General features: G+C 38.2%; 28 protein-coding genes and 2 pseudogenes. 1 reads left to right on the top strand and 29 read right to left on the bottom strand.

Translation table 11 applies throughout. From position 1 onward, the window contains the following. Window positions 1-29: 29 nt before the first annotated feature. The 20 genes and pseudogenes from AC6CHJ_RS16315 to metG form a co-directional block, all read right to left on the bottom strand. Window positions 30-1,682, bottom strand: a complete 1,653-nt coding sequence (locus AC6CHJ_RS16315) for a putative polysaccharide biosynthesis protein (protein ID WP_498289351.1) — start codon at window positions 1,680-1,682, stop codon at window positions 30-32. 120 nt (window positions 1,683-1,802) lie between these two features. Continuing rightward, complete coding sequence (gene spoVT / locus AC6CHJ_RS16310; RefSeq protein WP_066791307.1) at window positions 1,803-2,339, bottom strand: stage V sporulation protein T; 537 nt, start codon at window positions 2,337-2,339, stop codon at window positions 1,803-1,805. A 91-nt stretch (window positions 2,340-2,430) separates the two neighbouring features. Further along, on the bottom strand, window positions 2,431-5,952 hold the full coding sequence (mfd, locus tag AC6CHJ_RS16305; RefSeq protein WP_498289349.1) for a transcription-repair coupling factor: 3,522 nt from the start codon (window positions 5,950-5,952) through the stop codon (window positions 2,431-2,433). 78 nt (window positions 5,953-6,030) lie between these two features. Beyond that, complete coding sequence (locus tag AC6CHJ_RS16300; protein ID WP_066791303.1) at window positions 6,031-6,258, bottom strand: anti-sigma-F factor Fin family protein; 228 nt, start codon at window positions 6,256-6,258, stop codon at window positions 6,031-6,033. 58 nt (window positions 6,259-6,316) lie between these two features. Next, window positions 6,317-6,874: an aminoacyl-tRNA hydrolase gene (gene pth / locus AC6CHJ_RS16295; RefSeq protein ID WP_150285669.1), complete on the bottom strand. Its 558-nt coding sequence runs from the start codon at window positions 6,872-6,874 to the stop codon at window positions 6,317-6,319. Between the two features lie 304 nt (window positions 6,875-7,178). After that, complete coding sequence (locus AC6CHJ_RS16290) at window positions 7,179-7,793, bottom strand: 50S ribosomal protein L25/general stress protein Ctc (RefSeq protein ID WP_498289347.1); 615 nt, start codon at window positions 7,791-7,793, stop codon at window positions 7,179-7,181. Between the two features lie 130 nt (window positions 7,794-7,923). Next, a complete protein-coding gene (locus AC6CHJ_RS16285; protein WP_066791297.1) occupies window positions 7,924-8,883 on the bottom strand; it encodes a ribose-phosphate diphosphokinase in 960 nt (319 codons plus the stop codon). 24 nt (window positions 8,884-8,907) lie between these two features. Next, window positions 8,908-10,272 carry a bifunctional UDP-N-acetylglucosamine diphosphorylase/glucosamine-1-phosphate N-acetyltransferase GlmU gene (gene glmU / locus AC6CHJ_RS16280; protein ID WP_249775136.1) on the bottom strand — a complete coding sequence of 455 codons (1,365 nt, stop codon included), beginning with the start codon at window positions 10,270-10,272 and terminating at the stop codon, window positions 8,908-8,910. 301 nt (window positions 10,273-10,573) lie between these two features. After that, the gene (gene spoVG, locus AC6CHJ_RS16275) at window positions 10,574-10,864 is read right to left on the bottom strand and encodes a septation regulator SpoVG (protein WP_249775135.1); all 291 of its coding nucleotides are present in this window, start codon (window positions 10,862-10,864) and stop codon (window positions 10,574-10,576) included. Between the two features lie 159 nt (window positions 10,865-11,023). Further along, window positions 11,024-11,395 carry a RidA family protein gene (locus tag AC6CHJ_RS16270; protein WP_147198258.1) on the bottom strand — a complete coding sequence of 124 codons (372 nt, stop codon included), beginning with the start codon at window positions 11,393-11,395 and terminating at the stop codon, window positions 11,024-11,026. Further along, the gene (gene purR / locus AC6CHJ_RS16265; RefSeq protein ID WP_066791290.1) at window positions 11,392-12,225 is read right to left on the bottom strand and encodes a pur operon repressor; all 834 of its coding nucleotides are present in this window, start codon (window positions 12,223-12,225) and stop codon (window positions 11,392-11,394) included. The genes AC6CHJ_RS16270 and purR overlap by 4 nt, the downstream gene beginning before the upstream one ends. A gap of 57 nt (window positions 12,226-12,282) precedes the next feature. Beyond that, window positions 12,283-13,149 carry a 4-(cytidine 5'-diphospho)-2-C-methyl-D-erythritol kinase gene (gene ispE, locus AC6CHJ_RS16260; protein ID WP_147198253.1) on the bottom strand — a complete coding sequence of 289 codons (867 nt, stop codon included), beginning with the start codon at window positions 13,147-13,149 and terminating at the stop codon, window positions 12,283-12,285. Between the two features lie 191 nt (window positions 13,150-13,340). Further along, window positions 13,341-13,520, bottom strand: coding sequence for a small, acid-soluble spore protein, alpha/beta type (locus AC6CHJ_RS16255; protein ID WP_066791287.1), 180 nt, complete (start codon window positions 13,518-13,520; stop codon window positions 13,341-13,343). A gap of 133 nt (window positions 13,521-13,653) precedes the next feature. After that, window positions 13,654-13,920: a biofilm formation stimulator Veg gene (gene veg / locus AC6CHJ_RS16250; RefSeq protein ID WP_066791286.1), complete on the bottom strand. Its 267-nt coding sequence runs from the start codon at window positions 13,918-13,920 to the stop codon at window positions 13,654-13,656. Window positions 13,921-14,063: 143 nt separating this feature from the next. Beyond that, window positions 14,064-14,945 carry a 16S rRNA (adenine(1518)-N(6)/adenine(1519)-N(6))-dimethyltransferase RsmA gene (gene rsmA, locus AC6CHJ_RS16245; RefSeq protein WP_249775134.1) on the bottom strand — a complete coding sequence of 294 codons (882 nt, stop codon included), beginning with the start codon at window positions 14,943-14,945 and terminating at the stop codon, window positions 14,064-14,066. Further along, on the bottom strand, window positions 14,938-15,504 hold the full coding sequence (gene rnmV / locus AC6CHJ_RS16240) for a ribonuclease M5 (RefSeq protein WP_446739568.1): 567 nt from the start codon (window positions 15,502-15,504) through the stop codon (window positions 14,938-14,940). Before rnmV ends, rsmA begins: the two co-directional genes overlap by 8 nt. Before the next feature lie 187 nt (window positions 15,505-15,691). Then, a pseudogene (locus AC6CHJ_RS16235) lies at window positions 15,692-15,979 on the bottom strand (3D domain-containing protein); the annotation flags it as partial. A gap of 51 nt (window positions 15,980-16,030) precedes the next feature. Continuing rightward, a pseudogene (locus AC6CHJ_RS16230) lies at window positions 16,031-16,204 on the bottom strand (SH3 domain-containing protein); the annotation flags it as partial. Window positions 16,205-16,619: 415 nt separating this feature from the next. Beyond that, the gene (locus AC6CHJ_RS16225; protein ID WP_498289344.1) at window positions 16,620-17,390 is read right to left on the bottom strand and encodes a TatD family hydrolase; all 771 of its coding nucleotides are present in this window, start codon (window positions 17,388-17,390) and stop codon (window positions 16,620-16,622) included. 247 nt (window positions 17,391-17,637) lie between these two features. Beyond that, complete coding sequence (gene metG, locus AC6CHJ_RS16220) at window positions 17,638-19,596, bottom strand: methionine--tRNA ligase (protein WP_498289343.1); 1,959 nt, start codon at window positions 19,594-19,596, stop codon at window positions 17,638-17,640. A gap of 361 nt (window positions 19,597-19,957) precedes the next feature. Here metG and abrB point away from each other — a divergent pair, with 361 nt between their 5' ends. Beyond that, window positions 19,958-20,236, top strand: a complete 279-nt coding sequence (abrB, locus tag AC6CHJ_RS16215; RefSeq protein ID WP_066791272.1) for a transition state genes transcriptional regulator AbrB — start codon at window positions 19,958-19,960, stop codon at window positions 20,234-20,236. A gap of 151 nt (window positions 20,237-20,387) precedes the next feature. Here abrB and rsmI read toward each other — a convergent pair whose 3' ends face one another. The 9 genes from rsmI to tmk form a co-directional block, all read right to left on the bottom strand. Further along, a complete protein-coding gene (gene rsmI / locus AC6CHJ_RS16210; protein WP_147198241.1) occupies window positions 20,388-21,260 on the bottom strand; it encodes a 16S rRNA (cytidine(1402)-2'-O)-methyltransferase in 873 nt (290 codons plus the stop codon). Next, window positions 21,232-21,525 carry a GIY-YIG nuclease family protein gene (locus AC6CHJ_RS16205; RefSeq protein WP_498289341.1) on the bottom strand — a complete coding sequence of 98 codons (294 nt, stop codon included), beginning with the start codon at window positions 21,523-21,525 and terminating at the stop codon, window positions 21,232-21,234. The genes rsmI and AC6CHJ_RS16205 overlap by 29 nt, the downstream gene beginning before the upstream one ends. Further along, window positions 21,509-22,258, bottom strand: coding sequence for a tRNA1(Val) (adenine(37)-N6)-methyltransferase (locus AC6CHJ_RS16200; protein WP_498289340.1), 750 nt, complete (start codon window positions 22,256-22,258; stop codon window positions 21,509-21,511). The genes AC6CHJ_RS16205 and AC6CHJ_RS16200 overlap by 17 nt, the downstream gene beginning before the upstream one ends. 67 nt (window positions 22,259-22,325) lie before the next feature. Further along, a complete protein-coding gene (gene yabA, locus AC6CHJ_RS16195) occupies window positions 22,326-22,682 on the bottom strand; it encodes a DNA replication initiation control protein YabA (protein WP_066791264.1) in 357 nt (118 codons plus the stop codon). Between the two features lie 20 nt (window positions 22,683-22,702). Continuing rightward, a complete protein-coding gene (locus AC6CHJ_RS16190) occupies window positions 22,703-23,518 on the bottom strand; it encodes a PSP1 domain-containing protein (protein WP_066791262.1) in 816 nt (271 codons plus the stop codon). Beyond that, window positions 23,511-24,512: a DNA polymerase III subunit delta' gene (holB, locus tag AC6CHJ_RS16185; RefSeq protein WP_498289339.1), complete on the bottom strand. Its 1,002-nt coding sequence runs from the start codon at window positions 24,510-24,512 to the stop codon at window positions 23,511-23,513. The genes AC6CHJ_RS16190 and holB overlap by 8 nt, the downstream gene beginning before the upstream one ends. 64 nt (window positions 24,513-24,576) lie before the next feature. Beyond that, window positions 24,577-25,014: a YaaR family protein gene (locus AC6CHJ_RS16180; RefSeq protein ID WP_066791258.1), complete on the bottom strand. Its 438-nt coding sequence runs from the start codon at window positions 25,012-25,014 to the stop codon at window positions 24,577-24,579. A 20-nt stretch (window positions 25,015-25,034) separates the two neighbouring features. Continuing rightward, window positions 25,035-25,364 carry a cyclic di-AMP receptor DarA gene (gene darA, locus AC6CHJ_RS16175; RefSeq protein ID WP_066791257.1) on the bottom strand — a complete coding sequence of 110 codons (330 nt, stop codon included), beginning with the start codon at window positions 25,362-25,364 and terminating at the stop codon, window positions 25,035-25,037. A gap of 63 nt (window positions 25,365-25,427) precedes the next feature. Then, window positions 25,428-26,054, bottom strand: coding sequence for a dTMP kinase (gene tmk, locus AC6CHJ_RS16170; RefSeq protein ID WP_147198233.1), 627 nt, complete (start codon window positions 26,052-26,054; stop codon window positions 25,428-25,430). Window positions 26,055-26,472 lie beyond the last annotated feature (418 nt).

Below are 26,472 nucleotides of genomic sequence, written 5' to 3'. Positions count from 1 at the left end.
TTATATCGAGTTGGTAGCAGGCTAACAAATCATTGTCGAACCTTTTCTTCTGTATCTTTCCCCATTCTTCCCAACCGGAGTTGGTAGGCGGCCATGTATTTTCCTAGAGGCAATAGGAACCATTCTCGAACTGCTAGTGTACGCATTTTTGCTAACGTAGTCAGAAAGATGAAAGCACCAATCGATGATTTTATGATCGTTAGACATAAAGCCATCGTTCTTCCATCAGAGAAATTTCTAGCATAAGGTTCTAAAAAGACAGAGAATAACACAAGGACAAACGCCATAAGAAGGGTGGCCACCGTCAAGCCTTTGTAGAAACGCCATGGAGCCAGTTTTATAGTTTGTAACTTTTTTAAATAAGCAACCAGTACTATAGCTGACATCATTAAGCCCATATTTCCTGCAATAGCCGCCCCTCCTATACCGAATGTTTGTACAAATAAAGAGTTACATAAACATTTCACCAAAATACCCATCAATAAAATAAACGAGGGTATTTTTAATTTACCTAACCCTTGTAGTATCCCTGTAATGGTCAATATGAGTGAAAGCCATATAATTTGAATGATAAAAATCGATAATACATTCGATAAATCGGCTGTTTCAAATAATGTTTTATTTATATTTGGCATCACTAGAATTAATCCGACAGCAGCCGCTACACCAAATAGAAGAGAGGCACGATAGGTGATTTTGATATATCGTTTAGCATGGTTCCTGTTTTTTTGGTTATGGGCAATCAACGGCACAATAGCGAGTGAAAGTGAGGAAGCAATCACCAATCCTACTTGTACGAGCGGTTGACTTCGATCATAAATCCCCTTAGTTTCCATCGCCTGTAAAGAAGGTAAGCCCATTTTTTGTAACGCACTGAAAATAGTAAATGAATCAACTAGTTGAAACAGCAGCAGCATCAAACTGCTCAAGCTGACACTGAAGCTGAAAAGCAAAAGCTTTTTGGTCATTGCCCATTTATTCAATGATTGGATAGTAGTACTCTTTAAGCCTTCATGAGAAAAAAAGTATTTCCTTCCAAACCAAACTAACAGAAAAACACCTGCCAGTTCACCGGCTACCGTCCCCCCCATTGCCACTTCGCCAGCTGCATATAGCGAATGTGTCATAGCAACAACTTGCCAAGTACCTACAATAATGATTGCTACTCTTACAGCCTGCTCTACCATTTGCGCATAGGCAACCGGCTGCATGTTCCCCATTGATTGAAAGAATCCTTTGTATATTGAAAGAAATGGAATACAAAATACAACAAATGAAGCTACTTTTATTAATCCGGCTAGCTCTTGATCTCCCATCATCTTTGCAAAAAAAGGAGCGCCAAAAAATAGTAGTATAAATAAAAGAGCAGATATCACAGCTAAAACACTAAATAAAAATCGCAATATTGCATTGCGCTCACTCGTATGTTTATTGGCATCTTCATCTGCCAGTATTTTTGAAATAGCTACAGCTAGTCCGCTTGAAGTCCAAGTGACAAATATAGCAGCAAAAGGATAGACCTGCTGGTAAATATAAAATCCTCGGTCTCCTACTAGGTTTTGAAAAGGAATACGGTACACCATACTCAGTACTTTCACAAAAAGAGAGGCCACCGTTAGCATTGCCACGCCCTTTAAATATACCTTCATACCCCACTTTTCAGGCATATATTTCTCACTCATTTCTAAAACAAACTCTTTTTACTACCAAAGTATAGCATATGTGTAAATTGAGTAAGGGGATACACCTGGATTGCCTTACAAAAAAACAGACTGCTTATATAAGCAGTCTGTTACCGTTCTCTATCCTTCCATTTGCTTCGCTAGGAAGTGTGCCGCTGTTTCTGCGACCTTTTGTTCCGTATCACCAATAAAGTGCATTTTAGATAAAATATAAACTGCGCCAATGGCATCTCCTGCTACAACAATCGGTGCAATACAATATGATTTGATCTGTTCTATTTGTCCAGGGACAATTTCAATCGAACTTTCATGCTTCTCTACAATCAAATTCCTTTGTAGAATACGTTCTTCTGCAAAAGGAGAAATGGCACGATGCAAATAATCCTTTTTTGAAACACCTGCAGCAGCAATTACCTGATCTCTATCGCTAACCAAAGCACTCGTACCTAATGTTTCAAATAATGTATCTACATAAGAAAGTGCAAAATCACCTAGTTCATTAATAGGTGAATATTTTTTAAGTATAATTTCGCCTTCACGATCAGTAAAAATTTCTAAAGGATCTCCCTCCCGGATACGCAAAGTCCTTCTTATTTCTTTTGGAATGACTACGCGCCCTAAATCATCGATCCGTCGTACAATGCCTGTTGCCTTCATTCGAATGCCTCACTTTCGACAAGATTTCATAAATAGTCTTGTCGGTAGTTTGGCCTTATAAAGGGAAATTTATACATAACAATTATTAGTTCTATACCTCCGTCTTTTCACGGAGTGCTGTTGGCAATAATTTCAGCAAAGCTTCTAATATGTCAAACGTTGATTTTGCTTCTGCTTTCTTTTCATCTATCGTTAAAAGTAATTTTTGTCCTTCCAATTGGAAGCCTACTGCCCGACCAAATACCATTGATTCGGCTACAACTTTGCCTCCATCTAGCTTGGCAGTGCCTTCTTCCGAGATTTCAATCGTGATGATTTTATTTTTCGTTTTGATTGATTCTACTCCTGCTTGTTTCGCCCATACCTTCATACGGCCAATACGCAGCAAGCGTTCCGTTTCAACTGGGAAATCTCCGAATCGGTCTTGCAGCTCATCAATAATCTCAGAGTAGTCTTCTTCTTCATCCATACTCTTTATGCGTTTATACATTTGGATTTTTTGATAGCCATCAGGTATATAAGTATCTGGAATATATGCATCAAATGGAATAATGATTTCGATATCCTTTTCTTCTTCCTTTTTCACGCCTGTTTGCCGCTCAGTAATCGCTTCTTCTAACATTTGTGAATACAAATCAAATCCAACTGAATCAATAAAACCATGCTGTTGTGCACCAAGCAAGTTACCTGCTCCGCGGATAGATAAATCGCGCATCGCAATTTTAAAACCGGAGCCAAGCTCTGTAAATTCTTTTACTGCCTGTAGCCGTTGTTCTGCCACTTCTGTTAAGACTTTATCGCGTTGATACATGAAATAAGCATACGCCACACGGCTAGACCTACCGACACGCCCTCTTAATTGATACAGCTGCGACAGCCCCATACGGTCAGCGTCATTAATAATCAGTGTGTTAACATTTGGAATATCAATACCTGTCTCAATGATGGTGGTCGTGACTAATACATCGTACTCACCTTCAAGGAATTTTAAAATGACGTTTTCTAGATCTCTTTCAGTCATTCTGCCATGGGCAGAGCCGACCCTTGCATCAGGCACAAGCATTTGAATCTCTTCAACCTTTTTCGCAATATCTTCTACGCGGTTGTGCAGATAGAATACTTGCCCATCACGTGCTAATTCGCGTTCAATCGCTTCTCTCACAAGTGCACCGTTATGTTCCATTACATACGTTTGAACAGGGAAGCGGTCAGCTGGTGGTGTCTCAATTACAGATAAATCGCGTACTCCGACCATCGACATGTGCAGTGTGCGGGGAATTGGTGTTGCTGTTAATGTTAATACATCTACTTTTGTTTGTAATTTTTTAATTTTCTCTTTATGTGTTACACCGAATCGTTGTTCTTCATCGACAACTAATAAACCTAAATCCTTATACACGACATCTTTTGATAAAAGGCGGTGTGTGCCTACTACGATATCTACCGTACCAGCTTGCAGTCCGCTGATAGTTTCATTTTGTTGCTTACGAGAACGAAAACGGTTGAGTACGCCGATTGTAACAGGATAGTCTTGGAATCTCTCTAGCAACGTTTCATAATGCTGCTGAGCCAAAATAGTAGTTGGGACCAAAAAGGCTACTTGCTTGCCGTCTAGTACAGCTTTAAATGCAGCCCGTATAGCTACTTCTGTTTTGCCATAACCCACATCTCCGCATACTAAGCGGTCCATTGGCCTTTCTTTTTCCATATCTATTTTCACTTCTTGAATCGTCCGTAGTTGATCCTCTGTTTCCTCGTACTGGAATGCTTCTTCAAATGCTCGTTGCTCATCTCCATCTGGAGAGAAGGCAAATCCTTTTTCTGCTTCACGCTTAGCATAAAGCTTGATCAGATCATCAGCGATATCTTGGACAGCTCTCGATACTTTTGTTTTCGTTTTGCCCCACTCTGTACCTCCAAGCTTATGGAGTTTCACTTCTTTATCTTCTGAACCAATATACTTTTGAATTAAATCAATTTGATCGACAGGCACATACAATTTATCGTCTGCACGATAACGGATATGGAGATAATCCTTATGTTTGCCCCCCACATCTAGCGTTTCAATTCCTACATATTTGCCGATCCCATGATGCACATGGACCACATAATCGCCAGACTTGATTTCTGTATAACTTTTAATCCGCTCTGCATTGGACATTTTTTGAGCACGGTTTCTTTTCTTTTTAGGCTTTTGTTTAAACAGCTCTTCTTCTGTCACTACTGCCACACGTTGCATGGGTAGTTCAAAACCTGCGGAAAGATTACCCGTAATTGCAAAAATGCCTTCTGCCTCAGGCGTTCCAATTTGTATATGAATATCGTAATCTTCTAAAGTGGTCTGGATAGTTGGTAGACGACTTCCATCTTCCGCCATAAACAGTACTGTAAATTTTTCACGCTGCCAACGCTCAATTTCTCCTTTTAACAGCGGCATTTGTCCATGAAAATGCTGCATCGGCTTGCAAGAAAGGCTAGTGATATCTCGGAAACGTACGCCAGAAAAATTTCTGGCAAACAATGAAAAGTAAAGTATTGGCAATTGAATCATAGCCGAGACCTCTTTCATTGAATAAGATGGCTTTACCGCATGCACCATTTTTCCTTCTTCTATAAGGGAAATGAACCACTCTTTCTCTTCTTTTTCCCAAGCTTCCATTACTTCTTGGATTCTTCCGTACTCGTCATATACAACAAGCCCATCTTTCGCAAAATAGTCGCCCAAGAATGCAGGTTTTTCATATAACAGAGATCCGTAACGATTAGCAAACTCCGGCAACTCACCTTGCTGAAGCAATTCTATATCCATTTGAACATTTTGATATAATTGTTCTTGTATCTCTTTTTTCTTTACCTTTTTTAAGCTCTCACTTAATGCACTTTCCAGCCTTTGTGCGAATTGCTGTCTTTGATTCTTTGTCACAACAAATTCTGTCGCAGGTAAGAGATGTATATCCTTTAGTTTATTAATAGAACGTTGGTCATCTGCTGAGAATGTGCGAATAGAATCAACTTCTGTATCAAATAACTCGATGCGAACAGGATTTTCAGAATAAGGAGGATAAATATCTAAAATACCACCTCTCAGTGCAAATTCACCAGGAGAGGTGACCATTTGGCTTCTTGAATACCCCATTGTCACTAATTGGTTCAACCATTCTTCTACGTCGATTTCTTCACCAAGCTTGGCAGTTAAATTTAAATTCGTCCATACTTCTTTCGGAGCCATTATTTTACGCATACCAGCTATAGGAATGACATATACTCCTTTTTGTTGATGAATCATATGATCCAATGTTTCAATACGTGCTGCTCTGAGCTCTGGACTGGATGTGGCCATATCAGCGGCAATAAATTCGTCAGCTGGATAGTAATGGACCATATCCTCTCCTATCAGTTTAGCCAAATCATCATACATTTTTTGCGCTTGCAACAAGTTTGGCGAAATTATGTAAAGCGGCTTTTGCAGAGTATAAAATATTGTATCTAAAAATGCGGGACGCGCGCTGCCCGACAGACCCGTTACCAGCTCTGCTCCCTGTCCCTTCTTTATTTCATCTAATAATTTTTGTACTTGCGGATCGCTAGTCAATAGATGACGCAAAATTTCCATACAAATCTCCCTTCTCTCTCGGACTTATTTATAGTACATACAGAAAAAGGCCTTGGACGCAAAAAGCGCCAAAGCGTTTCACTGTAACCAATTTTTTAATGCATGATAATTCGGGAATTTCTTTAGCGAATCTTCACAGTGTTCACATATACTATCTACGGTCGTATCGCCATTTTGCTCATGACGGATAAATTCTTGGGCATCTTTTTCATTGAGTTGATGCAGTTTGCGAATACTATCATCAGAATCAAATGGCAATACACCAATCTCCGTACTGCAATGACGACATTTGTAACGAATAGCCATAAGCATGCCTCCCTTTAGTAAAAGTATAGACAGCTTTCAGTTTTTTATGCTTGAAGAATTAGTTGAACTTATTCATGACTTCAACAAAAGGCTTCGTCAACCAATAATCACAAGCTTCTGCGGCATTTTTAAATGCATCTTCCATAGTCGGCAAATCTTCTTTTTGATAGTGGCTTAGAACATAATTGACTACCTTCATTCCTACAGGTGGACGATCAATTCCTATACGAATACGATTAAAATTTTGTGTGCCTAGGTGTTGGATTAACGACTTTATGCCGTTATGGCCACCTGCGCTACCCTTTTGACGCAAACGCAATTTTCCCTTTTCTAAATCTAAATCATCATAGATGACCACAATGTCTTCCAGCTCAATATCAAAATAATCCATTAAAGGACGCACCGCTTCACCAGAAAGGTTCATGTAAGTAAGTGGCTTCATCACCATTACTTTTCCTTCTGGAAGATGTGCAGTTCCATAAATTGCATTAAATTTTTGTTGATTTAATGATATACCCCATTTTTCCGCTAATAAATCAATCGTATCAAAACCAACGTTATGGAGCGTATGTTCATATTCTTTGCCTGGGTTACCTAGGCCAATCACAAGTTTCATTTTTGCATCTTCCTTTACTACTAATCCCAGTTATTTTATCACATAAACATTATTTGATGCGGTTCATTCACTTTAATCCAATATAACAGAAACAGGTTATATTAGCATATATAAATACCTTACCAAGTTTAAAAGTACAATAAGCACGAAGAGAAAGCAGTTTTTTTGTTGCATACTATGAATAGCAAAAATAAATCATTACTATTTCATATATGGCAACGAAAATATATTAAATATTCTCTGATCCCTAAATTCAAAAAACCTTGCGCCTTCAATTAAGAAAGCACAAGGTTAATAGTATATATTATTCATCTGCTCCATTGTCTGCAACAGGTTCTTCTGTTTCTGTGTCTGTTTCTAGCTCAGCCGCTGAAACTGGTGCTGAAATTGTCACAAGTGTTAATTCATCATCATCGACAATCTCAAATTCGACTTGATCCCGAATATCATTAATGGTAATTGTATCGCCAATGGCTAACCCTGAAATATCTACTTCGATGCTCTCAGGTATATCAGAAGGCTTCACATTTAATGTCAGCTCACGATTTGGCTGTTGCAAGACACCGCCTTCTTTAACGCCTGTGGATTCTCCAACGACCGTAATCGGAACAGCTACTTCTAATGCATCAGACATGTTGACAGCTAAAAAGTCGATATGGAGATAATCGCCCTTTAAATTATCCTTTTGGATATCATTTAGAACGGCTTGAACATTTTTGTCTTCTACTTCTAATGTAATGACGGCGTTGCGTCCGTCTTCTCTTAATGTTTTTTCGAGTTCTCTTGCACTAACGGCAATGGGTGTTGATTCTACTTGGAAGCCATAAACTACGCCTGGGACATACCCTTCTTTTCTAAGATTTGTAAGATTGGATTGATGTCCGGTTTCACGTGAATTCGCTTGAATGACAGTGCTCATAGATTTTCGTCCCCTTCCTCAAAATAACTAATGCTTTATGTATATACCCTTACAAAAAATAAACGAAACCCATTAAATACAAAAATCCACATCCTAAGCTATAGGATGTGGATGGAAAGACTACGAAACATTAATCAAATAATTTACTTACAGATTTATTCTCATAAATGCGTACGATGGCATCTGCCAACAATGTCGCAACAGATAATTCTTTGATTTTTGGAATTTTCTTTTCTTCTGGCAACTGAATTGAATTGGTTACAACTAATTCTTTGATTACTGAATTTTCGATGCGGTCAATTGCAGGACCTGAAAGAACAGGATGCGTACAACATGCATACACTTCTTTAGCGCCGCTTTTGACAAGTGCTTCCGCACCAATTGTAATTGTGCCTGCTGTATCAATAATGTCGTCGATTAAAATGCAGATTTTTCCTTCTACATTCCCTACAATGTTCATCACTTCTGCTACATTTGGCTTTGGACGGCGTTTATCGATAATGGCAATTGGTGTTTTTAAACGCTCTGCCATTTTACGAGCTCGTGTTACTCCACCGTGATCTGGTGAAACAACAACTACGTCTTCAGGATTAAAGCCTTTTTTCTTGAAGTAATCCGCTAATAGAGGAACACCCATTAAGTGGTCAATTAAAATATCAAAGAAGCCTTGGATTTGTGGTGCGTGCAAATCAAGAACAAGTACGCGTGTTGCGCCTGCTGTTTCTAATAGATTAGCCACTAATTTTGCCGTAATAGGTTCACGTGAACGCGCTTTACGGTCTTGGCGTGCATATCCGTAATAAGGCATTACGACGTTAACTGTGCGAGCAGAAGCACGTTTCAACGCATCAATCATAATCAACAATTCCATTAAGTTTTCGTTTACTGGCGCTGAAGTAGATTGAACGATAAACACATCGTTCCCACGAATGCTTTCCTCAATATTGATTTGGATTTCTCCATCGCTAAAGTGTTTGACTGAACATTTCCCTAACTCTACACCTACTTCTTTTGCGATTGCAGCAGCAAGTGGTTCATTTGAATTTAATGAAAAGATTTTTAAATTTGAGTTAGCATATTGATACGGCATGTTGGCCTCCTGTTAATGTTTTAATTATTTTAATTTGTTAACATAGTTTTCTTTGTTCTCTTGTCTTGTACGTCCTATAGCAAGGGCGTTTTCTGGTACATTTTTCGTAATGGTTGAACCTGCAGCAACAAATGCATTCTTGCCGATCGTAACCGGTGCGATTAAATTGGCGTTGCAGCCAACAAATGCGTTGTCTTCAATAATCGTCTCGTATTTATTTTTGCCATCATAGTTGACTGTAATAGTACCGCATCCAATATTTACATCTGCGCCGATTGTGGAATCGCCTAGATATGTAAGATGCGATGCCTTGCTTCCTTCGCCAAGCGTTGTCTTTTTCAATTCGACAAAGTTGCCGACTTTAGCGCGATCCATAATGTGCGTTGCGGGACGAATGTGTGCATAAGGGCCAACTGCTACATCATCATCAATCCGACTGTCTTCTATGACAGAATGATCAATCTTTGTACGGTTGCCTATTTGGCTATTTCGGATTTGGCTATTCAACCCAATAAGACAATTTTCGCCAATAGTAGAAGGGCCTTCAATCATCGTTCCTGGTTGAATCACCGTATCACGGCCTATTACAGCTTCAGCACTAATATAAGTATTGTCTGGATTAATGATTGTTACACCATTTTGCATATGTTTCTTATTAATGCGAGATTGCATAATTCTTTCAGCTTGTGCTAATGCTACTCGATCATTAACACCTAGTGTTTCCGAAAATTCTTTAGTCACGTAGGCTTCTACAATTTCTCCGCGACTTTGTAAGATTTCAATTACATCTGGCAAATAATATTCGCCTTGTGCATTGTCATTTTTTACTTCTTTCAAAGCTTCAAAAAGCGCTTTATTATCAAAACAGTATGTGCCTGTATTGATTTCCGTCACTTCTTGTTGTTCTTTTGTTGCGTCTTTTTGCTCAACAATCTGTGCAACCTTGCCATCGCTGCTACGTAAAATACGTCCATAACCTGTAGGGTCTTCAGCTATAGCTGTCAAAATTGTCGCTTTTGCTTTATTTGCTTCATGATGTTCATAGAGAGCTTTCATTGTTTCTGGACGTATAAGTGGTGTATCACCACAAATCACCAGCGTTGTGCCATCTAAATCTTGAAGCAAAGATTCTGTTTGTTGAACAGCATGCGCAGTGCCAAGCTGCTCTTTTTGCAGAACATATTCACTACGATCATTTAATTGTTCTTGCACTTTTTCTGCACCGTGTCCTACCACTGTAACGATACGGCTGGCATCCAATTGTTGAATGTTATCTACCACATGCTCTACCATTGGTTTTCCGCAAACAGGATGAAGAACTTTATATAAATTGGACTTCATACGTGTGCCTTGGCCAGCAGCCAAGATTACGGCATAAATATTGGTCATACTTACAAGTCCTCCAGTCAAACAGATTTTTTCTCTTTTGACTATAAAGCAAACTTAACATATTTTCAAGACATTACGACTTGACAAATCATTAAGAAACCACTTATTATATAATTCTTTTTCTAAAAAGTTCTTCCTCTTTATCATAACTCTTTTAATTCTATTATGGGAGGTTTTATTAAGAGAAATATGTGGTAATAGACTATATATGCAAGTTAGATTAATAATCCTTACATAAAAGGAAATTTCAACATAAAAAAGAGCCTATTCAATAAGAATTGGCCCTTGGCTTCTTTCGCTATTAAACTTTCTCTTCCTCTAGCACCAAAAGTTCATCTTCGTGGCTATTGGCATAAGCATGCAATACAGATTCTTGAATCTTAGATCGTGTGCCAGAATTGATTGGATGGGCAATATCTCGGAATTCTCCGTCTGGCGTTCTTTTGCTAGGCATCGCTACAAATAATCCAGCATTCCCATCAATCACACGTATATCATGCACAACGAATTCGTTGTCCAGTGTGATGGAAGCAATGGCGCGCATGCGGCCATCAGTCTCTACACGGCGAAGTCTTACATCAGTTACTTCCATTTTCTCACCACCTCTCATCTTAGTTGTTAGATAGAATCTATTAACATCCTAATTCTATAAGCAGAGAGCTAATCCCTTCTTTATTATAAAAAATTTTTATAAAATTTAAAATATTATTTTAAACAAAATAAAAAGGCCACAAAATCATGGCCTTTTGTTTTATACTAAAGCAATTACTTCGATTTCAACTTTTGCATCTTTTGGCAGTTTTGATACTTCCACTGTTGTGCGAGCTGGTTTATGTGCGCCAAAATATTCGGCATAGATTTCATTCATTACTGCAAAGTCTTCCATATCAGTTAAAAAGACTGTCGTTTTAATCACTTGGTTTAGTGAAGAACCTGCTTCAGCCAAAACGGCTTTGACGTTTTCGAATACTTGATTTGTTTGCTCCGTAATATCTCCGCCAACAAATTCACCTTCCGCTGTTAACGGAATTTGGCCTGAACTGTAAAAAGTATTGTTGACTACCATTCCTTGGACATATGGTCCAATTGCTGCTGGAGCATTTTTTGTTGAGATTACTTTCATCTGTCATATCCGCCTTTCGAAAAATAGTTGCCTTCTTCTAATTTGATCGTACGGTCTTTTTCATTTACTTCTTTTAACTTTACTAAAGAGTAATAATTGTCGACTAAACGTTCATCTGTATGTGCGGCCTCTACTAGTACAGCCATTCCTGCTAGTGTGCAATCAAACTCTTCAATCAGGTTTTTCATGCCATTCATCGTGCCGCCGACTTTCATGAAGTCGTCTGTAACAAGCACTCTTTGACCGCTTTTCATACTACGTTTTGATAAAACCATCGTTTCAATGCGGCGTGATGAGCCTGAAACATAGTTAATGCTGACAGTTGAGCCTTCGGTTACTTTGTTATCTCTGCGCACGACTACGACCGGTACGTTTAAGTGTCTTGCAATGGCATGAGCTATCGAAATTCCCTTAGTCGCAACTGTCATAATGACATCTATTTCCTGGCTACAAAAAGCTGATGCAAATACTTTCCCTACTCTATTCATTAATTCGGGATTGCCAAGTAAATCCGTCATAAATAAATAGCCGCCTGGTAATAGACGGTCGGAATGGCCTAACTCACTTATTAATTCGTCAATTACCTCTTTGACTACTTTCTCAGACACTTTGGGTATATATTTGACCCCGCCTGCTGCTCCGGGAACTGTCACTAAAACCCCAATTCCTCTTTCTTCAAATGTATCTTTTACAATTGTCAAATCCTCACTAATGGAGGATTTAGCAGATTGATATAACTCTGAAAAAAAAGTAAGGGGGATTAGCTTTTGTGGATGCTCCAATAAATAATGCGTCATATCAACAAGACGCTCACTGCGCTTCCATTTCATAGCACCCTCTCCTTTTACCCGAATGTTTTAATCAAAAAATACCACAATTATGCGTCTTTAAGCAAGTGCATCTCTTTCACCAATTAAACGCACTGCATATACTTCATCGCAAAAGCCTCTCAGGCCATTAACGATGCGACTCACCCGTGCTTTATTTTGAACTAAGCCAAAAACTGTTGGCCCACTGCCACTCATTAATACGGCATCTGCCCCAAATCTATTCATTTGCTCTTTAATAATGGATACCTCGGGATAAAGTTCTAATGTTACGCTCTCCAAAACATTACCAACGCTGTTGCATAATCGAGAATAATCTTTGTCTTCAATAGCTTGTACCATTTGTTGTGTGTCTGGATGTTCGACCTTATTCATATCTAGACCGCCATACACTGCTGCTGTTGAAACGCCAATCGCAGGCTTTGCCAGTATTACCCAACATGCAGGTGGAGTTGCGATATGTTTGATTTTTTCGCCTCTGCCTGTGGCTATAGCGGTTCCACCGTATACACAGAAAGAAACATCTGATCCAATTTCTGCTCCTAATTCTGCCAATTGATCAATGGTTAACCCTAAATTCCAAAGAGTATTCAACCCTTTTAATGTTGCAGCAGCATCACTGCTTCCTCCTGCTAGACCAGCAGCTACTGGAATCTGCTTATCAATAGAAATGGAGACACCATCTTTGACTCCGTATGTATCTTGTAATAGCTTGGCCGCTTGATATGCCAAATTTCGTTGGTCATCCGGCACAAAGGTGCTACTTGAATGTATATGGATTTGCCCATCACTCCGTTTTGATAAACCGACGCGATCTGCTAAGTCCACAGTCGTCATAATCATTTCAACCTCATGGTAGCCGTCTTTCCTTTTGTATAGTACATCCAGCGTTAAATTTATTTTGGCAGGTGCTTTTACATAAAGCATACCTCCGCCTCCTTTCAAATATAAAAGAAGAAGCAATCTCCGTTCTTTGTCTACTTCACACTATTTTACCACAGGTTATGTTTGATGAGCCATTCGCTTGATACGTGGGATAAAACAAAAAGCAGCCTTCCTATCATTTAGGAAGAACTGCCTTTTCCAGTGCGTCTATTTGTTAATATACGTGAAAATATTTACTGCTTTTGGCCGTCTGCTAAAGACTCTTTCGCCATTTCAATAGCCCTCTTCACCATATTTCCAGCATCTCGCGCTTTGATTCCGCCCCATCCTTCACGTTGAACCGTATCGTAAAAGCCTAATTCTTTTGCGATTTCTATTTTCAACTGTTCGGACATAATTGACTTTCTCGCCATACGAAATTCCTCCCTTTAACGCCTGGGCTTTTAGTATAACCAACAATATAAAAAACACTCTAAAAACATTCTCTGTATGCCAGAGTGTTTCTAGAGTGCTGTACAAAATGCTTTGGTTTATAGTTCTGTTTGCTTATTTAGCTGCAGCAACACCTGTTGCAACCTCATCATCAAATGTTATTTCTACTGCTTCTGTTAAAATATCTGTGTAGCTGTAAGACACACGCTCAATCGCGTTATCGTCTTGATCAAGATCAACTACAAATACTGCGCGATATGTTTCACGTAATATTCCAGCGCGCTCAATCGTTTTCTTGCGACCACCGTTTGCTTTTAATTGCAAACGTCTACCCAAATGACAATCTAACGACTTTTTAATGTCGGCTAAAGTTTTTGGCATTTTCGCTTACACCTCACTAATAACCATTATACAAAATGTCTGAAATATTGTCAACATAAAATTTATATTTTATCAATCTGTTAAAACGTTGTCAATAAATTTTTTATAAAAAAATATTTTTTATCATTATATCAATATAGTGGTTATTTTTGGAAGTGAGGTAATAAAGCATCAGCTAATCTTCCAAACTCAACAATAGAAAGGGTTTCACCGCGACGAGTTGGATCTATATTCACCTCTGCAAGCGCAGATAAAATTTGGTCCTTCTTCGCTTTTCCATTCTCCAACTGTGATTGCAGATTGTTTAGTATTGTTTTGCGACGCTGAGCAAACGAACTCCGCGTTACTTCAAAAAAGAACGCTTCATTAATGACCTCTACCGGCGGTTTTTCACGACGGAGAAGGCGTAAAACCGCCGAATCGACATTTGGCTGAGGCATAAATACTGTTTTCGGAACAGTCATCACTACTTCAGCTTGCATATAATACTGCACCGCAATAGACAGAGAGCCATATGCTTTAGTCCCTGGAACCGCTGATATCCTGTCAGCCACTTCTTTTTGCATCATAACCACCATACCGCGTATCGGCAATTTATCCATTAATAATTTTAATAGGATTGGGGTTGTAACGTAATAAGGGAGGTTTGCAACCACCATTATATCATTATAATTTTCACATTCCTCTGCTAGTATGTTGGATACATCCGCTTTTAAAATATCGGAATGAATAATTTTCACATTATCATAAGGACTCAACGTATCAGCAAGTACGGGCAGTAAACGTTGGTCTATTTCAAAAGAAATAACTTTACCCGCAGAGCGCGCCAAATGCTCTGTGAGTGCTCCGATTCCCGGTCCTATCTCAATGGCAGCACTTTCTTTTGTCAACTCTGCATGGCTTACAATATTACGTAAGATATTAGGGTCAATTAAGAAATTTTGTCCTAGGCTCTTCTTAAATGAAAAGCCATATTTTTTTAGTATTTCTTGAGTGCGCAGTGGTGTAGCTATATCTTTATTCATTTTTTTCCTCCTGATTCAGTTGTCGAATGGCTTCACCGAATTGTTGTTCTGTAATTTGGAACATTGTCAGCCTTTTGATCAATTGTTTGCTGTTTGTTGAACCTACGTTTAACAACTCTCCTAATCGTTCACGCCGTTTTTTAGCATCAGGATGAGAGAGCAAGTGAGCTGCTAGTAAATCGTCTATTGTAATCGTGCTTATAAATTTTTCAGATTGCTGTGGCGAATAAACCTTGGATAGTGCCATGCGTATATCTTCGTCCTTTGCGTGCTCAATCCCCAAGCTTTTTCCGTTTTTAGCTTTTGTTTTTTCCTTGGGCAAGAATGCATGTTTTACACCAGGAACTCGTTCCTCAATAATGGCACGGATACGCCTGCCAGGATAGTCTGGGTCAGTGAACACGATGACACCTCTTACATGTTGGGCGTGTTGTATATTGCGCAGTGTCTCATCTGAGATAGCTGATCCATTTGTTTCAATTGTATCGGCATTTACTGCTCTTTTAATCGCTGTTGTATCATCTTTTCCTTCAACTACAATAATTTCCTTAATGTCCACGGATTATAAGTCCTCTTTTCTTCGAAGTTCCTTTGTTTATTTTATTGGTTATTGTATAGTTTGTACAGTTTCTACGGGATCTTTGGTTATAAGCATATACAAAACTATCCATGAAGATTCAATTAGACACAAAAAAGCTCCCTTATCATTAATCGATAAGGAAGCTCCCACTTAGGAAATCTTAACTTTACTTTTGAATAGTGACTTTAACAGTACGTCGTCCCCAGCTATATGCTTTTTTCTTCGATGGCATAAAGACGTCAATTTTGCGGCCTTTAATGGCCCCCCCGGTATCGCCAGCAACTGCTAGACCATATCCGTTCACATACACCATAGAACGCAATGGAATCACTTTAGGATCGACTGCAATTACCTTTTTATATGGATTTTTGCGCAGATTGATCCCTGTAGCTGTTTTACCTGAGCATCCTTTACAATAAGCTGTATAGGCTGTAGAAGAAACATACATTGATTTGTTAGACACAGGTTTTGATACTTTCTTAATACCAATACGTAAATATTGTTTTGCTACATAGCCTGTGTGGTTCTTGTAGCTAACTTTATACCAGTTTCCTTTGCGACCTTTGTATGTTACATTATGGCCTTTAGGTATCAATGTCTTTACTTTGTATTTTGTACCTGGTCCCTTACGCAAGTTCAAACGGTCTGTCGTATGATATTTGCGGGCTGAGCTGACCATTGTAATTTTTTTATGGGAGTTTTCCACTACATCGATGGCCTTTTCTACTCGAACTTCCGATTGTGCTGCATCATTTGCGGGTTGCTTTAAAAAGCCAGCGACAGTAGTCGAAGTGTCTCCTCTATCCATTGCATTTTCATTGCTTTGTACCTGTTGGTTCTGCTGTATATTAAAGCTATTTTCTGCAAAAATAGAGCTCGTCAATACAGGTGATGCCATAATAGCTAAGACTGTCACGCCAAATATTCTTTTTAAGTTCTTTGTTATAGACAACTTTTCTTTCATCATGAAAAAACGCCTCCTTTTTTGCTTTTTGAAAAATACTAATTGCTAATTTAACTTCCAGTAACTAGTATTATTCCTAACTAATGAAAACTATTCATATTTTTTGTGTGGGAGACGTTTGTTCAGTCTTTTAATTTGAAATGTTATAGAAACGAAGTGCATTTTGCGTTGTAGCTTCGGCTACTTCTTCCACTGCTATGTTTTTTAGTCTTGCAATTTCTTCCGCAACTAAAGGTACATAAGAGGGTTCATTTCTTTTACCGCGATGAGGATGCGGAGCAAGAAATGGCGCATCTGTCTCTACCATCAAATAGTCTAGGGAAATAGCTTCAGCAACTTCTTTTGGTTTTTTGGCATTTTTAAATGTCACTGGTCCGCCCAAACCGATCATAAAATTCATCCCAATACAGATTTTAGCTGTTTCTACACTACCGCTGAAACAATGCATAACACCGCCTACTTCTGAAGCATCTTCCTCTTTTAAAATGCGGATACAGTCATTTGTTGCTTCACGATTGTGAATGACAATCGGCAGTTTTACCCGTTTCGCAAGTTGAATTTGTTTTCTAAGTAAGTCTTGCTGTATTTCTTTTGGCGATTTATCCCAGTGATAATCTAATCCTGTTTCGCCAATAGCTACAACTTTCGGGTGGGCAGCTAAACGCTCAATCCAATTTAAATCTTCTTGTGTGCAATCAATTGCATCTACTGGATGCCAGCCGATTACTGCATAAAGAAAGTCGTATGTTTCCACCAGTTCCATTGCACGTTTGATTGTCGGCTGGTCAAAACCTACTACTACCATTTTCTTTACATTATTGGCTAACGCACGGTCAATAACTTGTTGAAGATCTTCTTCGTATTGTTCAGAATTTAAATGGACGTGTGTATCGATAAACATTTTCATTCTCCTCACATGAATTTCATTGTAACGAATTAAATTATTTCACGCTTCACAGTCAAATTACATTTATATTACAAACATTTCATCTGTTTCTATACTTTTTACTCATAAAGATAACTGTCGAAACATAAAATATATTCGCTTAATAGGTCTAAAAAACTAAAAAAAACTGTTTTACAAATTTCTCTAATATGACGCTTATTTGAAAAGAAAAGCCTGCTTTATAGGCAGGCTTTTTCCTTTTCTATTTTACTTGGGCGCCGTTTTCAAGCTTTTCATCAACTGTTGCCAGTGTTAAAATACCATCTTTGCTGCCGGCTAAAATCATCCCTTGAGATAATTCGCCACGAAGTTTTACAGGTTTTAAATTGGCTACCACAATTACTTTGCGTCCAATTAATTCCTCTGAGTTGTAATATTGCGCAATACCTGACACAACTTGACGCTTTTCATAGCCTAAATCCAGTTGAAGTTTTAATAATTTATCTGCTTTAGGCACCTTGTCGCAAGCTGTAACCGTAGCCACGCGCAAATCGACTTTCATAAAATCATCAATCGTTATTTCAGGAAATTCATCTTTTGGTTCTTCCTCTTTTTTCGGCTCTTCTGTTTTAACAGAAACGCGCATTTGATCGCGGATATACGTAATTTCTTCTTCTGGATCTAGACGTGGGAAAATTGGAACACCTTTGTCGATCACTTTCGTTTTCGCTGGAATGCCATTTTCGTCATCTAATGTTTCCCAAGCAAGTAAATCCTCGCTTAAACCAAGCTGGTGCATGATTTCTTTTGGAGCTTGGGTCATGAATGGCTGAACCATAATAGCGATCTTGCGTAGGTTTTCAGCTAAATTATACATAACTGTTCCAAGCTTGCCTTGAAGCTCTTCATTTTTGGCAAGTACCCATGGCTGTGTTTCATCAATATATTTATTCGTACGAGAAACAAGTGCCCAAATGTCACTTAACACTTGGCTAAATTGCATTTTTTCAATATTTTCTTCGTAACGTGCTTTTGTTTCTTTTGCCTGGTTCTTTAATGCTTCATCGAACTCTGTTGGAATAAGTCCTTCAGTTGGGATGACGCCATCGAAATATTTATTCATCATCGAAATCGTACGGTTTAAGAGGTTTCCTAAGTCATTTGCAAGGTCGAAGTTTACTCTTTCGACAAATGCTTCAGGCGAGAATACACCATCTTGTCCAAATGGCAGCTCACGGAGTAAGAAGTAGCGAGTAGCATCTAATCCATAGCGCTCTATTAGCATCTCGGGGTATACGACATTGCCTTTAGACTTGGACATCTTACCATCCTTCATCATAATAAAGCCATGAGCGAATACTTTTTTAGGAAGTGGCAAATCTAATGCCATTAGGAAGATCGGCCAATAAATTGTATGGAAGCGCACAATATCCTTTCCTACTACATGTACATCTGCAGGCCAATATTTTTTAAATTCGGCATCATTGTCTGTATCGTACCCTAATGTTGTAATATAGTTCGTTAATGCATCTACCCATACATAGATGACATGTTTTGGATCGCCAGGAACCCGTATTCCCCAATCAAATGAAGTACGAGATACAGAAAGATCCTCAAGACCTGGCTTGATAAAGTTGTTAATCATTTCATTCTTTCGTGATTCAGGCTCAATGAAAGTTGGATTCTCTTCGTAGTATGCCAAAAGACGATCAGCATATTTTTTCATGTTAAAGAAGTAGGATTCTTCTTTTACCTTATGGACTGGTCTACCACAATCCGGGCATTTGCCATTATCCAGCTGTGTTTCTGTAAAAAACGATTCACAAGGCGTACAATACCAACCTTCATATTCTCCTTTATAAATGTCGCCATTATCCAAAAACTTTTTAAAGATTTTTTCTACGACCTTTGTATGACGATCTTCGGTTGTTTGGATGAAGTCATCATATGAAATATCCATTATATTCCAAAGTTTTTTAGCTGCTTGAGCGATTTCATCTACATATACTTGCGGATTTTTATTCGCCTCTTCTGCTTTTTCTTGAATCTTCTGGCCATGTTCATCCATACCAGTTTGAAACTTAACATCAAAACCGCGCAAACGTTTATAACGAGCCATTGTATCAGCAGCTACCGTTGTATAGGCAGTACCAATATGAAACTTGCCGCTTGGATAATAAATCGGGGTTGTGATATAGAATGTTTTCTTTTCATTTGTCACGAAAACTTCCTCCAGTGCTTTACAGTATACTTCCTATTCTATAGGAGACGGAAAAACCTTTCAATTAAAGATTACTTCTTCAGTTTTTGTCAAATCGTGTCGAATAACATCGTATTACAGTGTTTCTTGAAAAAATAAGATAAATAGCGTATATAAATACAAATATTGTTCAAAATAAAAACATCCAATAAGATAAATCTCCTTAAAGAACGGTAATTTCTTGAAAATTGTTGAAAAAATAACTTAAAAAATAATTGACGTATATGGTATTAGTTGGTATACTAATGCTTAGTCAAGGAATATTATGTCGAATTTTGACGAAAAACAATAATATATAGCTTATATAGGAGGAACACTAATTATGAAATCTACAGGTATTGTACGTAAAGTTGATGAACTTGGACGCGTGGTTATTCCCATCGAGCTTCGCCGTACTCTTGGTATCGCTGAAAAAGATGCACTAGAAATTTACGTGGATGACGATAAAATCATCTTAAAAAAATATATGCCTAATATGACTTGTGCTGTAACTGGCGAAGTATCAGATGATAACTTCCGCTTAGCTGGAGGCAATCTAATCCTTAGCCCTGAAGGCGCACAAATTCTTATTAAAGAAATCCAATCTAAATTAAATAAATAAGGCTTAGCATATCATCGAGGGTGCTTTAGCTACCGTTTGTTATTTTTAAAACAATTTTTGAGAGCCGTCATGAATCTTGTTTAATATATTAGTGAAAAGGCCCACGTGGAATGCTACTCATCCACATGGGCCTTTTCATTTTTTTATTGTTTCATTCTACATGATATGCTTGATAAACTTCTCGTTTACTTAGTTTCCGTATTTTTGCTACTTCTTTAATTGCTTCTTTTGACGACATACCTTGTTCTTCGATTAAAAGGTTGACATGTTCTTCTATTGTCAGTTGTGTCCACCAGTTATCTTCTTCATCTTCCTCTGCTTCTTTGCTTCCTTCTACTACTAAGCAAAATTCTCCTCGGATTTCATTAGCCATTGCCCATTCAACCGCTTCTTCTAAAGTACCACGCAAAAATTCTTCAAATTTCTTTGTCAATTCACGTGCCATGACGATTTTTCGATCGCCTAATATGGCTTGCATGTCTTTAAGAGTATCTTTTAAGCGGTGTGGTGCTTCATAAAAAAGAATGGTTTCCTGACGTTTTTTTAAGTTCTCTAAAGATTCTTTTCGTTCCTTTTTATTTCGACTTAAAAAGCCGTAAAAGAAGAATGGTTGAGGAGTAAGACCAGATGCAATTAAAGCTGTGAGTGCAGCATTTGCTCCTGGTATAGGGATGACTGCAAATCCTTCATCAATTGCCTTAGCTGCAATATCTGCTCCAGGGTCAGAAATACAAGGCAGACCAGCATCGCTAACTAATGCAACCTTTTTTCCCTCTCGTAAATAGTGTAAGATTTTTTCTCCTCCCTGCTCCAGATTATGCTCATGATAGCTGGTTAAGGGTGTGTCGATTTCAAAATAGTTGCAAATTTTTCTAGAATTCCGTGTATCCTCCGCTGCAATAATATCTGCTTCTTTTAAAATACGGATGGCACGCATTGTTATGTCTTCTAAATTTCCTATAGGTGTCGCTACTAAGTACAAGCAACTCTGCTGTTCATGCATTGAACTCTTTTGTGATTTCACTTTTTTCACTCCATGCTGCAATATAGTCGATCTTTTGCTTTTTAGATAATTGTTTGAAATGGTATTCTGCACTCATGGCCTCTTGCTTTGTATGGAATGCTTCAGCGTAAATACAGTGTACAGGCAATCTCGGTTTCGTATATTTTGCACCTTTACCAGCATTGTGTGCAGCCAAACGCTTCTCTAAATTATTAGTATAGCCTGTATAATAACTGCCATCGCTGCATTCTACCACATACATCATATGTTTATTCGTTTTCGCCATATAGCATCTCTCTTACTTCTGGTGTATAAGCACCATCGTCTCCATACACATAAAGAGGGGGCAATATTTTTAGATCAGCCTTGCCATCTTTTATGCCTTCAATTAGGAGTGTATTAGCTTCCTTACCTTCTTTCGGATAGACAAAGCGTATCCGTTTTGGCTCTAATCGATTGTTTCGCATTGCGGTCACAATATCTAAAAGGCGACCTGGCCTATGTACAAACGCTGCCTTCCCGCCCTGCTTTAAGAGTTTGCTTGCTGAATAAATCATTTCATCCAACTTCAAGTGAATTTCATGTCGAGCAATTGCAACATGTTCTTTAAGGTTCTTTTCACTTGCCTCATGTGCAGGAAAGTAAGGAGGATTACATGTCACCACATCATATTTTTCTACTCCTAGTTGGGGTGAAATGGTACGTACATCTCCTTGTATGATGGTTATTTGATCTTCTAATTTGTTATAGCGTACACTTCTTTCAGCCATATCATACAACCGACTTTGTAATTCTACACCGGTGATATGCCCTTTTGTACGCGCACTTAAAAAGAGAGGAATTACACCATTGCCTGTACATAAATCCACCAGCTTTCCTTTTTGAAAAGGAACGTTAACAAATTTCGATAACAACACAGCATCCAGTGAAAATGAAAATACAGATGGACTTTGGATTATGCGCAAATCCTCTGCCAGTAAATAGTCCATTCTTTCATCTTCCTTTAACCAGTCTTCCATTAAAAATCCTCCACATAGCAAAAGACTGACCACCACGAACTTTTATGTGGAATCAGCCTTTTTATTATTATTGTTTATTTAAGAATGACAAACAGAATAAACAGTCTTCACCTTTTCGTGAACTGCCAAAATGAACATGGCAAACATGAAATCCTTCATGGTAGAGACGGGCTAAATTATCGTAGCCCTCCCCTATATCCATCGCATTTTGTTTCTCTTGAATGGCTTCTTTTTCGTTCTCTTTCTGATGGACAGAAAGGACTTCTTCTAAGCGAGAACGCAGATGGCTGTTCTCCATCTGTAATGTTTGATGCTCTTCCATCATGAGTGCAACAAATTTCTTCAATGCCTCAAATTGTTTTTGCATCGATTCAAGCTGTTGTTCGAACTCCATAACAGTATCTAAAAAATTACGGTCCTTCACTCAAGCCACCTCGTTATTATCTATTGAACTGAACTTTCGTATTGAAGAATTTCGTCCAATGTGTATTCTAATATTCGCTGCTCCTCATATAACTCCACTTGAAGTATTCTTTCTAAAATATTTAGGCCGCTGACTTTTCCTCTGCCATCCGGCGTTCTAATTGTTTCCCCAATGTCTGGCATATGTGCCCGCGCCTCTTCATACTCATCGTTTTCATATTTTAAACAGCACATTAAGCGACCGCATAGACCTGAAATCTTAGAAGGATTGAGCGAGAGATTTTGATCTTTTGCCATTTTTATGGACACAGGTTCAAAATCTCCTAAGAAGGTAGAACAGCAAAGCATTCTGCCGCATGGTCCTATTCCACCTAACATTTTCGCTTCATCCCGTACACCTATCTGTCTGAGCTCGATACGTGTACGGAAAATAGCTGCAAGATCTTTAACCAATTCTCGGAAGTCGACTCTGCCTTCAGCTGTAAAATAAAAAATAATTTTATTGCGGTCAAACGTATATTCAACATCTACTAATTTCATTTCTAAACTATGTTCTACTATTTTATCCGTGGCAATTCCAAATGCACGTGTCGATTCAGTTTCATTTTCATCGACTTGAATGCGGTCACGTTCATCAGCAGGACGAACTACTTGTTTAAGAGGCAATACGACATCATTTTCTCCAACTTCCTTCATTGCTACAACAATTTTTCCGTATTCTACGCCTCTTGCTGTTTCAACTATGACGTATTGGCCTTTTTCTAACAGATAGTCGCCAGGGTCGAAATAATATATTTTACCCGTTTTTTTAAAACGGACACCAACTACTTTATACAAAGGATTTTACCTCCTGCAAATTTAAAATCAACTGTTCCATCATTAGCGTTTTATTCATATTGCTTTTCAATTGCCTGCGAGCTGTTAATATTGCTTGCAATTGAGTTGATAGTGTATTGAAGCTTGTTCGAAGTGCAGCATCCTTGAATACGGATAACGTATCTGGGTATGTGCACATTACTTCTGAATTAGCTTTAATGGAGACAATGTCACGAAAGGCAAACAGCATTAAATCTAAAGCAATTTCTACTTGCTCTTTTTCTTTAAATTGAGGCAACCAGTCTTCATGTATGATAAGCATTGCTTCATGTACATTTTTAAAGGTTGCTTCTACCAATTTTAACACTGTTTTTCTTGCCTGTGCAAACGACTCATCCTTTGCAAGAGCAAAAGCTTCCTCAACATTATGGGTCAACATGCTGACTGTTGCTGCCATAGATTGGGTAATTCCACTCTCCGTTAATTTTTCAATCAATATATTTCGTGGTATATCTCTAAATTTAATATGTTGACAACGAGAGCGAATCGTTGAAATAATAGCATTTATATTTTCTGTTAAAAATATGGCTGTCACGTTTCCTTCAGGTTCTTCTAAGAACTTCAACAATTTATTGGCTGACTTTACGTTTAAACGTTCAGCACTATGTATCACATAAACCTTGCGTCCTGCTTCTAAGCCTGTCTTGCTCATCTCACTAAGCAATGTGTCTATCGCATCTACTTTTATAAATTGTCCATCCGGGTATAGTTGGTGAAGGTTAGGATGATTGCCAGATAGGATACGCTTACAGTTTCTGCATGTTTCACATGGAACATTCAAGCGGGGATTTTCACATAAAATTAATTGAACAAAAAAAAGCATTAATTCTTCAGTGCCAGTTCCTTTAGAGCCTTCAAAAATGTAGGCATGTCCAACACGATTTTTTTCGAATATGGTTTGAAGCTGTTTCGTTACAATAGGCTGCAGTTGAAGTAAGTCTTCTATATTCTCCACGGTTCCATCACACCCTCTTGTTTTGAAAAAATCCCGTGCTTCGGCGTACCGAATAACACGGGCTCTACGTATACAGATTGATTAACAGTCCTTTAATCTCACCTATTTTAGCTAATAAATCAACGGAAGATTTTTCTTCATTTAAAAGGTCCTCCGTCAGTTCAATTAGTTTGTCATCAATGGTTTGCACTATTTTCAACCGACGCCCTTCCCCAAAACGGTTCCAGGTATGCGATTGCTTTAATTCCATCCCCGAAGAGATGACTTCTTTTAAAAATCGCTTCACAAGCATTTTAAATTTAGCTAAATCACGAAGGTTTTTGGATTTTGCAATACGATCACCAGCGGTCGATATATCACCTAACAGTCTTGTTAATTGCTCTGTTTGCATTCGTTGTCCTGACTGAACAACAAAATCTCCAAAACGTGCAGTTGGCTGGTGATTAGGCAATTTTTGTCTAGTTGTGTCTACACCGATCCGTAAATCTTGATTAATCTTCAAAAAAATGTTCCCTCCACCGTTTAGAAATGATGGAACTGTTCGATAGGTAATACAAAGACAGTAGCGCCGCCTACTTCTACTTCTACTGGGTATGGGATATATGCATCTGCATTTCCGCCCATCGGTGAGATAGGAGCTACCATTTGTTCACGGGAGCGGCAATTATCTCGAATAACGCCTAATAATTTTTGAACTAGTGAATCCTCAGTACCAATTAAGAAGGTTGTATTACCTGAACGAAGGAAACCTCCAGTACTGGCCAATTTTGTTGCGCGAAAATCATGTTTCGTTAAAGCGTTAGAAAGACGGTTACTATCCTGATCTTGAACTACTGCCACAACTAATTTCATCGGCATTCACTCCTCTATTTCTTTTTTCTATTATACCACACTTTAAAACACAGTAATAATTCATTAGTTCAATAATTCGATCATAATTTTCCATACAGATTGAAAAACTTCTTCTCGGGGCTTATTGGCATCTACTTTATAAATGCGAGTTGGATATTTATCTGCTAATTGTAAGTATGCTTGATGTACCTTTTGATGGAAAGCTAAACTTTCTGCATCTAATCGATTGACCTCGCGTTCACTATGCGCGGCTATTCGATCAAGTCCTACTTGAGGGTCTATATCAAACAAAATCGTTGCGTCAGGCAAGCGATTTCCTATAGCAAATTCATTGATGCTCTTTACCGCATCAATACCTAGGCCTCTGCCTATACCTTGATAAGCTAATGAAGAATCCAAGAAACGGTCACACAAAACAATACTTCCTTCATCTAATGAAGGCTTTATCTTTTCAACAAAATGCTGGCTTCTAGCCGCCGCGTATAATAACGCTTCTGTTTTTGGATCCATCTCTAAATGAGAAGGATCTAATATAATTTGGCGTATTTTTTCAGCAATTACACTTCCGCCTGGTTCTCGTGTCGCTACTACTTTCTTTCCCTCTTCTTGCAGTTTACTAACAACCATTTTTAAAATTGTGGTTTTACCTGCTCCTTCTGGGCCTTCAAATGTGAAAAATAATTTACTCATCTCTATATCCTTTCATGACTACTGGTATGTTTATTATACATGTTGCTAGAGACGTTTACTAATCTTATTGAGGCCAGTATAGCTATGTGCTAAACAAGTGTATTTAATCATATGCTACGCATTCGTCTAGCATTATTGATAATTTATATATTTTTAAAATAATTTATCCTATACTTCATTGAGTTACTAAAATCTACTTCCTGGAACATACAATTAATAATTATAAAAATATCACCAAGTTTAAAGTGCATAATGGTGAGAAAAATTAGACAAATGGATAGCACATTCAATAATGATTAAATCGTAAAAAGCGAAAATAAGGGGTGCAACCATTAAATATTAGAATAGAAATCTACCCTAATAACATTTAAACAAAATAAAAAGGTATTAAGCATAATCTGCTTAATACCTTAACTAT

The sequence above is a fragment of the Rummeliibacillus sp. GQ308 genome (assembly GCF_059759115.1).
The sequence above is the reverse complement of the archived record's forward strand: the minus strand, read 5'-3'. Positions and strand labels throughout refer to the sequence as shown.

Coding starts and splice junctions, on each gene's coding strand:
- AC6CHJ_RS16315 (WP_498289351.1), bottom strand. CDS start 1,682: ATGAGTGAGAAATATATGCCTGAAAAGTGGGGTATGAAGGTATATTTA.
- spoVT (WP_066791307.1), bottom strand. CDS start 2,339: ATGAAGGCAACAGGCATTGTACGACGGATCGATGATTTAGGGCGCGTA.
- mfd (WP_498289349.1), bottom strand. CDS start 5,952: ATGGAAATTTTGCGTCATCTATTGACTAGCGATCCGCAAGTACAAAAA.
- AC6CHJ_RS16300 (WP_066791303.1), bottom strand. CDS start 6,258: ATGGCTATTCGTTACAAATGTCGTCATTGCAGTACGGAGATTGGTGTA.
- pth (WP_150285669.1), bottom strand. CDS start 6,874: ATGAAACTTGTGATTGGCCTAGGTAACCCAGGCAAAGAATATGAACAT.
- AC6CHJ_RS16290 (WP_498289347.1), bottom strand. CDS start 7,793: ATGAGCACTGTCATTCAAGCGAATTCACGTGAAACCGGACATCAATCC.
- AC6CHJ_RS16285 (WP_066791297.1), bottom strand. CDS start 8,883: ATGCCGTATCAATATGCTAACTCAAATTTAAAAATCTTTTCATTAAAT.
- glmU (WP_249775136.1), bottom strand. CDS start 10,272: ATGACCAATATTTATGCCGTAATCTTGGCTGCTGGCCAAGGCACACGT.
- spoVG (WP_249775135.1), bottom strand. CDS start 10,864: ATGGAAGTAACTGATGTAAGACTTCGCCGTGTAGAGACTGATGGCCGC.
- AC6CHJ_RS16270 (WP_147198258.1), bottom strand. CDS start 11,395: ATGAAAGTAATCTCAACAAAAAATGCTCCAGCAGCAATTGGACCATAT.
- purR (WP_066791290.1), bottom strand. CDS start 12,225: ATGAAATGGAAGCGCAGTGAGCGTCTTGTTGATATGACGCATTATTTA.
- ispE (WP_147198253.1), bottom strand. CDS start 13,149: ATGCTTTATGTAAAAGCACCTGCCAAAATAAATTTAACGCTGGATGTA.
- AC6CHJ_RS16255 (WP_066791287.1), bottom strand. CDS start 13,520: ATGGCGAGAAAGTCAATTATGTCCGAACAGTTGAAAATAGAAATCGCA.
- veg (WP_066791286.1), bottom strand. CDS start 13,920: ATGCCAAAAACTTTAGCCGACATTAAAAAGTCGTTAGATTGTCATTTG.
- rsmA (WP_249775134.1), bottom strand. CDS start 14,945: ATGAATAAAGATATAGCTACACCACTGCGCACTCAAGAAATACTAAAA.
- AC6CHJ_RS16225 (WP_498289344.1), bottom strand. CDS start 17,390: ATGTTTATCGATACACACGTCCATTTAAATTCTGAACAATACGAAGAA.
- abrB (WP_066791272.1), top strand. CDS start 19,958: ATGAAATCTACAGGTATTGTACGTAAAGTTGATGAACTTGGACGCGTG.
- AC6CHJ_RS16205 (WP_498289341.1), bottom strand. CDS start 21,525: ATGGCGAAAACGAATAAACATATGATGTATGTGGTAGAATGCAGCGAT.
- AC6CHJ_RS16200 (WP_498289340.1), bottom strand. CDS start 22,258: ATGGAAGACTGGTTAAAGGAAGATGAAAGAATGGACTATTTACTGGCA.
- darA (WP_066791257.1), bottom strand. CDS start 25,364: ATGAAATTAGTTGTGGCAGTAGTTCAAGATCAGGATAGTAACCGTCTT.
- tmk (WP_147198233.1), bottom strand. CDS start 26,054: ATGAGTAAATTATTTTTCACATTTGAAGGCCCAGAAGGAGCAGGTAAA.